This window comes from Microbacterium sp. NPDC091662 (genome assembly GCF_044756705.1).
GTDB lineage: Bacteria > Actinomycetota > Actinomycetes > Actinomycetales > Microbacteriaceae > Microbacterium.
On record NZ_JBIVTM010000002.1, the window covers coordinates 761,057 to 768,830 of the forward strand.

The 7,774-nt window shown below is 69.7% G+C and carries 7 protein-coding genes; 3 read left to right on the forward strand and 4 right to left on the reverse strand.

Annotation, left to right across the window (positions count from 1 at the left end; all coding sequences use genetic code 11):
* Positions 1–60: 60 nt before the first annotated feature.
* The 3 genes from ACIQLD_RS16955 to nagB are packed head-to-tail and all read left to right on the forward strand — an operon-like array spanning position 61 to position 3,029.
* Positions 61–1,248: an ROK family protein gene (locus ACIQLD_RS16955; RefSeq protein ID WP_402609859.1), complete on the forward strand. Its 1,188-nt coding sequence runs from the start codon at positions 61–63 to the stop codon at positions 1,246–1,248.
* Between the two features lie 43 nt (positions 1,249–1,291).
* Entirely contained in the window at positions 1,292–2,257 is a 966-nt protein-coding gene (locus ACIQLD_RS16960; RefSeq protein ID WP_402609861.1) for an ROK family protein, read from the forward strand.
* Positions 2,250–3,029, forward strand: coding sequence for a glucosamine-6-phosphate deaminase (gene nagB, locus ACIQLD_RS16965; protein WP_402609863.1), 780 nt, complete (start codon positions 2,250–2,252; stop codon positions 3,027–3,029). Before ACIQLD_RS16960 ends, nagB begins: the two co-directional genes overlap by 8 nt.
* A 28-nt stretch (positions 3,030–3,057) precedes the next feature.
* Here nagB and ACIQLD_RS16970 read toward each other — a convergent pair whose 3' ends face one another.
* The 4 genes from ACIQLD_RS16970 to ACIQLD_RS16985 are packed head-to-tail and all read right to left on the reverse strand — an operon-like array spanning position 3,058 to position 7,235.
* Complete coding sequence (locus ACIQLD_RS16970) at positions 3,058–3,465, reverse strand: NUDIX domain-containing protein (protein WP_402609865.1); 408 nt, start codon at positions 3,463–3,465, stop codon at positions 3,058–3,060.
* A complete protein-coding gene (locus ACIQLD_RS16975; RefSeq protein WP_402609867.1) occupies positions 3,458–4,822 on the reverse strand; it encodes an FAD-binding oxidoreductase in 1,365 nt (454 codons plus the stop codon). Before ACIQLD_RS16975 ends, ACIQLD_RS16970 begins: the two co-directional genes overlap by 8 nt.
* A 25-nt stretch (positions 4,823–4,847) precedes the next feature.
* Positions 4,848–5,219: a YrdB family protein gene (locus ACIQLD_RS16980; RefSeq protein WP_402609869.1), complete on the reverse strand. Its 372-nt coding sequence runs from the start codon at positions 5,217–5,219 to the stop codon at positions 4,848–4,850.
* Between the two features lie 9 nt (positions 5,220–5,228).
* Positions 5,229–7,235 (reverse strand): sigma-70 family RNA polymerase sigma factor, encoded by a 2,007-nt coding sequence (locus ACIQLD_RS16985; protein ID WP_402609870.1) that lies wholly within the window; start codon positions 7,233–7,235, stop codon positions 5,229–5,231.
* Between the last annotated feature and the right edge of the window lie 539 nt (positions 7,236–7,774).

The window sequence follows — 7,774 nt, forward strand, 5'->3', positions numbered from 1 at the left end:
TCCTCGCGCGTCCGCGAGCAGAGGTTGCGCAAATTTTGTTCGTAAGGTCTACTAACAAACATGTCCGTTTCGGATGAACAGCGTTCCGCATCGCCGTCAGAGTACGTCGGTGCGAATGCGCACGCCTTCGGCCCAGGGCGCCACCTGCGCTCGCGATCCAAGGTGCTGCCCGAGCATGCGCGCGGACACAACCGTGCCCTGGTGCTGCAGACGCTCTACCACGCGGGAGCGATGAGTCGCGCCGATCTCTCCCGGGAGACGGGGCTCACCCGGGTCACCATCTCCGACCTCGTCGCCGAGTTCATCGCCGACGGCATCGTCATCGAGATGGGCGTCCGCGAGGCCGTCGGGCCGGGGAAGCCGCCGATCCTCATCGACATCGACCGCTTCGGGCATCAGATCGTCGGTCTCGACCTCTCCGGACCCGACGCCTTCACCGGCGCGGTGCTGAGCCTCGATGGAGATGTGCTCGAGCGACGCGAGGTGCCGCGTCCGGAATCGCCCGATGGCGAGGCGGCCTATGCGGCACTGCGTGAGCTCGCCGAGTCCCTGGTCGCCGCATCGACCCAGCCTCTGCTGGGTGTGGGAATCGGCACGCCCGGTGTGGTGCGCCCCGATGGCCTCGTCCTCAGCTCGCCCAACCTCGGCTGGACCAACTTCCCGCTCGAGGCGAAGCTCGGCGTCGACCTCGACCTTCCGGTCCTCGCCCGCAACGACGCCAACGCGGCAGTGCTTGCGGAGTACACCTTCGGTGATGCGAAGGCCGACTTCATGCTGATCAAGATCGGCAAGGGCGTCGGCGCAGGTCTCATCACCGGCAGCCAGCCGCTGCTCGGCAGCCGTTTCGCGGCCGGGGAGATCGGTCACGTCGTCGTCGGAACCGACGGCGGACCGCGTTGTGCCTGCGGGAAGGACGGCTGCCTCGAGGCCTGGCTCAGTGTGAGCCGCCTCGGCGCGGCGATCGCTGCCGACCCCGATGCGCGTGATGAGATCCTCCGCGATGCCGGAACGCGCATGGCGATCGCCATCGCCCCGATCGTGGCGGCGCTCGATCTCTCCGAGGTCGTGCTCTCAGGGCCGGGCGAACTGCTCGACGGCATCCTGATCGACGCGGCCATCGAGACCCTGCACGCGCGCACCCTCGAGGGCGTGTTCGAGGACGTCGTCGTGCGGCTGACGCACCAGGAGGACATCGTCCTGAGAGGAGCCGCCGTCATGGTGCTCTCCGGACAGCTGGGAGTGTCGTGATCGTCACCTCCACCATCGCCGTCACGGCGGGGAGCAGCATCCGATGACGGGTGCCGGCAGTGCCGACCGTTCCGGTCGGCCGATTCGAGTAGGCCTGGACGTCGGTGGCACGAAGATCGATGCGGTCGCCGTCGACCCGTCCGGAGACATCCGGGGACGCCTGCGCCGACCGACCGGCTGGGGTGATGACGCCGTCATCGAGAGCATCGTCACGGCGGTGACCGCCCTCGCCGGTGAGAGCGGATTCGCCCTCTCCGATGTCGGTTCCGTCGGTATCGGAATCCCCGGGCTCGTCGATGCCGAGGCCGGGCGTGTGGACCACGCGGTCAACCTCGGTGTGGAGTCGCTGGACCTCGCCGCCACGGCCGAGCGCGCTCTCGGCGTGCCCTTCCGAGTGGAGAACGATGTGAAGGCCGCGGCGCTCGGTGCCGCGGTGCTGAGCGGAGTCGCCGGCTCCATGGCCTACCTGAACCTCGGAACGGGCGTCGCGGCCGGCATCGTGATCGACGGACGCATCTGGCGCGGCGCCAGGGGGACAGCCGGCGAGGTCGGTCATCTCTCGGTCGACCCGCGCGGACGCCTGTGCGGCTGCGGACAGCACGGCTGCGTCGAGACCTTCTGCGGCGGCGGCGCGCTGGCCAAGGCCTGGGGGCGTCCCGGCGCGCTGCCCATCAGGGACATCTTCGACGCGGCGGATGCCGGCGATCCGTTGGCGCTCTCCCTTCGCGATGACCTCTATCACGGGGCCGCGGCTGCCGTGCGGGTGCTCGTCCTCTCTGCCGACGTCGAGACCGTCGTCATCGGTGGTGGACTCACGGCTCTCGGCGACCGGCTCGAGAACGGCATCCGCGCCGCTCTGCACGCCGGTGCCGAGGCCTCCCCGTTCATGCGGTCGCTCCGCCTGGATGAGAGAATCGAACTGCTTCCCGCGGGGTCTCCCGCTGCCGCATTCGGCGCCGCGTTGGTCGGCGCTTCCATCACCGAGAAGGAGATCGTTCCGCATGGCTGAGGTCGTCATCGTCGAGAATGCCGAGGCCGCAGGCGCTTTGGTCGCCACCGAGATCGTGGAGCTGATCACACGTCGTCCTGACGCCGTCCTCGGCCTCGCCACCGGGTCGACTCCGCTGCCGGTGTATCAGGCGCTGCGCTCCCAGCTCGTCGGTCATGACGTCTCGCAGGTGCGCGGCTTCGCCCTCGATGAGTACGTCGGCATCGACCCCGCGCACCCGGAGAGCTACCGCTCCGTCATCACCCGTGAGGTCGTCGAACCGCTCGGGCTCGACCCGAAGCGCATCCACGTCCCCAACGGTGCGCAGGCGACGATCCAGCACGCGGGCGACGACTACGAGACGGCCATCGACGCCGCCGGCGGTGTCGATCTGCAGATCCTCGGGATCGGCACCGACGGACACATCGGCTTCAACGAGCCCGGATCGTCGTTCGCCTCGCGCACTCGCGTGAAGACGCTCACAGAACAGACGCGCGAGGACAACGCCCGCTTCTTCGACTCCATCGACGACGTCCCGATGCACTGCATCACGCAGGGGCTCGGGACGATCCTGAAGGCGCGGCACCTCGTGCTGCTCGCCTTCGGCGAGGGGAAGGCCGAGGCCGTCGCGGGCGCGGTCGAGGGCCCGCTCACCGCGCTCCTGCCCGGCTCTGCGATCCAGCTGCACCCCCACGCCACGATCGTCGTCGACGAGGCCGCTGCATCGCGTCTGGCGCTCGCCGACTACTACCGCTACACGTTCGCGAACAAGCCCGCCTGGCAGGGCATCTGACGCCTGCCCGACGCCTGTGCCGGCGCGCTCAGCTCGCCGCCGCGGGCCAGGCGATCGGGAGCAGGTGCTCGAGGCTCAGCGGCGCCAGCGGAAGCGTGGCGACGTCGGCAGGGGTGATCCAGCGCAGCTCGGCGAGCTCCGCCTGAACGCTCACGGCATCGGGCTCGACCGAGGTCGCGAAGGCCTCGGCGACCACACGGTGTCCCGGTTCGTTCGCGGCCGCGGAGACGAAGGTGCCGAGGGGCCGGAGGTCGGTTTCGTCGAGAGCCAGTCCGAGTTCCTCGTCGAGCTCGCGGATCAGCGTCTGAGCTGCGGACTCGCCGGCCTCGGGCTTGCCGCCGGGTTGCATGAACATGGTCGTGCCCTGCTTGCGGACGACCAGCACCCGGCCTTCGTCGTCGACGATCACCGCCGCACTCACGTGGATGTCAGGCATCGGGTGCGAACACCTTTCCGGGATTGAGGATGCCGAGGGGATCGAACACCTCGGCGATCTGACGCTGGAGCTGCCATTGGTCCTCGCCCAGTTCGTCGGCGAGCCAGCGGCGTTTCAGCACTCCGATGCCGTGCTCGCCGGTCAGGGTGCCCCCGAGGCGGATCGCGGCGCGGAAGAGCTCGTCTGCCGCCGCCCAGACGTACGACGGCGTCTCCGTCCCTTCGAAGATGAAGTTCGGGTGCAGGTTGCCGTCGCCGGCATGGGCGACCGTCGGGATGACGATGCCGTACTCGCGCTCGATGCGCGCGATCTCGTCGAACATCGCGGGCATGGCGCTGCGCGGCACCGAGACGTCTTCGATCAGCGTCGTGCCCAGCGACGCCATCGCCGCGTGCATCGATCGTCGGACAGCGAGGAGGCGCTCGCCCTCGTCGCGGTCGTGGGAGACGAGGACGTGGCCTTCGTGCTCGCGCAGGATCGCGGCGATCGTGTCTGCTTCGGCAGCGGCGGCGGGGCCGTCCGTCTGGATGGTCAGCTGGGCCGCTCCTGTCGCGGGCGCGGGGAGTGCGAGGAGCGCGTGCACGGCCGCGAGGCTCGCCGCGTCCATCAGCTCCATGATCGCCGGCTGCACGTTGGCAGCCGTGACGGCAGCAGAGGCGGCAGCCGTGCTGCGTACGCCGGGGAAGGTCGCGGTGACCGTGCAGATCTCGCCGGGGACGAGCCGGCGCAGCTTCAAGGTGGCTCCGACGACGACCCCGAGCGTGCCTTCGGAGCCCACGATCAGCGCGGTGAGGTCGAGACCTGTGACGCCTTTGACGCTGCGGTGTCCGAGGTGCAGCAGCCGGCCGTCGGCGAGCACCAGGTCGACCCCGAGAACCGCGTCGCGCACGACCCCGTACTTGGCACAGAGCAGACCGCCGGCACCCGTGGCGATGTTGCCGCCGACCGTGGAGATGTCGCGACTGGCGGGATCGGGAGCCCACCACAGGCCGTGCGTGGCGAGTTCGGCGTTGAGGTCGGCGTTCAGGATTCCTGGTTCGACGACGGCGAGCAGATCGTCCGGACGGATCTCGCTGATCGCGGCCATCCGACGCAGCGACAGCACGATCTCGCCGGTTCCCGCGTTCGCGGCGCCCGCGAGCCCGGTTCCCGCCCCGCGGACGACGACCGGAGTGCGTGTGGCGGTGGCGATGCGCATGGTCTGCTGCACGTGTTCGACCCGCTCGGCGTGGATGACGGCGATCGGGCGGCCCGCGGCGGCGTGACCGGAGCGGTCGGCCCTGGCCTGTTCGAGGGATGCCTCGTCGATGTCGACGAGCGCTCCGAGAGCCTCTTGCAGGAGGGAGAGGACGCTCACGGCAGAACGCTCACGACCGGCAGCCTCACGACAGCGCGCGTCGACCGCTGAGCACGCCGGCGACCACGGCGACGAGAGCGAAGGCGGTGCCGATCAGCGCCTGTCCCATCGACCACCACGCGATGGTGACGCCGACGTAGATCAGCAGCTCGACGGCGGCGCGGAGGAAAGGGTGCACTCTCAGGACCGGACGCGGCGACAGGAACAGCGCCCAGATCAGGATCACGATGACCGGGGCTCCGACGCCGATGACGATGTTCCAGGGGAGGTCCCAGCTCGCGAAGCCCCACAGGGCGAGAGAAGCCACGGCGACGACGAGGACGACGGCGCGGACGATGTCGAGAGCGGTGATGACCGGGCGGTCGACGCCGGGGACGGGAGTGGGATCCGAGGGCATGGATCCAGTCTATTCGGCGGCGGGGGCGCCCTCGGCCGGGGTGGCGGCGGGGTCGACGGGCGCCACGGCGTCGGCCGACGATTCTGCGACGGGTGCCTCTTCGACGGGAGCAGGCGCGGCCGGCTCTGTCACGACGGGCTCCGCAGGCACGGGTGCGGTCTCGACAGGCGCGGCGTCCACGGGGGCCGGGGCGGCCTCGGCCGGCGCGTCGACGGTGGCGAGGGTCTCGTCGACCGGTGTCGCCGAGAGCAGAGTCTCTTCGGCAGGGAGGTCCTCGGCGGGGATCTCCTCGATCGGGCCTTCGATGCCCGGACGCACGGGCTGCAGTTCGAGCAGCGATGGGGTGACCGAGAGTCCGGTGTTGCCGTTGTCGAGGACGTACCGGAAGCTGACCACGGTCGAGCCGGCGAACACGTACTGCACGATGTCGGGACGCAAGCTGAGGGTGCCGGTTCCGGTGTCGTCGAGGACGATCCGGTCACCACCGCGTGAGCTGCCGTCGAGGAGCGCCTCGACCGTCGCCCCCGGCATGCCGGTGACGGGCACGCGGTAGTGGATCGTGAGGCCCAGCGGATCGTCGGCGAGGGAGATCGTGGCGGGGGCCCACTCGGGGACATCGGTCGGAACGCCCGGGTCCACGGGGTCGACCGGGTCGACCGGCTTCTCGGGCTCGACGGGCTTCGTCGGCTCGACCGGGGCCGTGGGTGGTGCCGTGACCGGCGGAGGAGTGACGGCCGGACCGGACTGGTCGGCGCCGGGCTGAGGGCCTTCGTCGGTGGCCGGGGGTGCAGGAGTCTCCTCCGGCACCGTGACCGGCGGCTCGATGATGACGGGCTCGTCGAGGCTCAGCTTCTCGTCGGGCCCGACGTCTGCGGAGATCGACGACGGATCCTCGTCCCCGGCGTTCGGGAGCGAGGTCGCGGGATCGGCGCCGGCGAGTCCGGGGAGGATCGTGGCAGCCGCGACGACACCGGCGACAACCAGAGCGGCGGACCCCACACCGACGAGCGCACCGATCCCGGTGAACGCGCCTCCCGCTGATCCGGCACCGGCAGACGAGCCCGCGGTGCCTCCTGCTGAGCCACCGGCGCCACCGCCGGAACCCGAACCGCCGGTCGCCGCGAGGCCCGTCGCGGCGTGCGAGGCGCCGGGATCACCGGCGAAGACGGCGCCGGGGATGCCCGACGGCATGGCTGCCAGAGCGACGATGGGGGTGCCGGCGCCCTGCAGTGTGGCGAGGTAGCCTGCGGCGCCGGTGACGCCAAGGACGAGAGGCAGCAGCACCAGAGCGAGACGCTTGGAGACGTCTTTCGCCTCGGCCGCGACGATCATGCATCGTGCGCACTCGTCGAGGTGAAGTTCGAGTCGTTTGTGATCGCGCGTGCTGAGGTTGCCGCGCGAATAGGCACCGAGGTGCTCGATGGTCCACTGGCACTCGGAACCGTCTTCGGCGCTGCGCAGATGCGCTTGGATCCACGCTTCACGAAGCCCCTCGCGGGCGCGGAACGCCAACTGCGACACGGCACCGGCCTTCATCCCGAGGAGCGGCCCGACCTCCTGCGGCTTCATCTGCTCGATCTCGGTGTACCAGAGCACCTCCTGCCAGCGGGAGGGGAGACTGCGGAACGCCTGCGCGGTGAGACTGCGATCGAGCGCCTCGCTCGCGGCCTGGTCGGTGGTATCGGGATCGGCGACCGTGTCGAGCTCGTCGATCGCGGTCTCGCGGCGGGCGCGTCCCCAGCCTGCCGCCGTGTTGCGGATGCTCGTGAACAGATACGCGCGGAAGGATCCGTTGGGCCCGCCGCCCTTGATGATCGCCTGATAGATGCGCGTGTAGGACTCCTGCACGAGGTCGTCGGGGTCGATCGACGAGGTGACCGAGCGCGCCACGGAGAGACCCGAAGGATAGTGTCGTCGCCAGAGTTCACCGAACGCCTCCGTGTCTCCCGAACGGGTGCGGAGGATCAGGTCGGCGTCGCCGATCGTTTCGTCGTGAGTCGTGTTCTCTTCGTGCACAATCATCCATCTGTCGCCGGGCGCAGGTGCGCCTCCACGGGAAGAGACGCATGAGAGCGCCTCTCATCACGCGACTTCACCATTCTCTCGCGAATCTCCCAGGGAAGCCACCCTTTCCCCGAACTCCAAGCCGATGCCCGGGTTCGCGCGAGGGTGCTTCCGGCGCCGTGCATCGGGGGCGTCCGGCGCCACTCCCGAGAAATTTCGGGAAGTCGCGTAATGAATCGGGATGAGCGTCGTCTCATCCCATGTAGACAGCCGTGAGGATTCCACCGGGGGGCGGGATCCAGGCACTGGTGCGGGGGGTATTCGCACCGGTCGGGCAGGTCGGGATCCTCGGGGGAGGAGAGCCCGGCCGCCCGTCTCACGAGGGGGACGGGGCCGCCGATCTGGGGAACGGCGGCCTCCCACACGTCCGATTCGAGGATCGGGAGAAAGTTCTCGGAGAAATTTCGGGAAGTCGCGTAATGAATCGGGATGAGCGTCGTCTCATCCCATGTAGACAGCCGTGAGGATTCCACCGGGGGGCGGGATCCAGG

What these genes read in the sequence shown, in the direction of transcription:
- ACIQLD_RS16955 (WP_402609859.1), top strand. Translation starts at nt 61, where the DNA reads ATGTCCGTTTCGGATGAACAGCGTTCCGCATCGCCGTCAGAGTACGTC.
- ACIQLD_RS16960 (WP_402609861.1), top strand. Translation starts at nt 1,292, where the DNA reads ATGACGGGTGCCGGCAGTGCCGACCGTTCCGGTCGGCCGATTCGAGTA.
- nagB (WP_402609863.1), top strand. Translation starts at nt 2,250, where the DNA reads ATGGCTGAGGTCGTCATCGTCGAGAATGCCGAGGCCGCAGGCGCTTTG.
- ACIQLD_RS16970 (WP_402609865.1), bottom strand. Translation starts at nt 3,465, where the DNA reads ATGCCTGACATCCACGTGAGTGCGGCGGTGATCGTCGACGACGAAGGC.
- ACIQLD_RS16980 (WP_402609869.1), bottom strand. Translation starts at nt 5,219, where the DNA reads ATGCCCTCGGATCCCACTCCCGTCCCCGGCGTCGACCGCCCGGTCATC.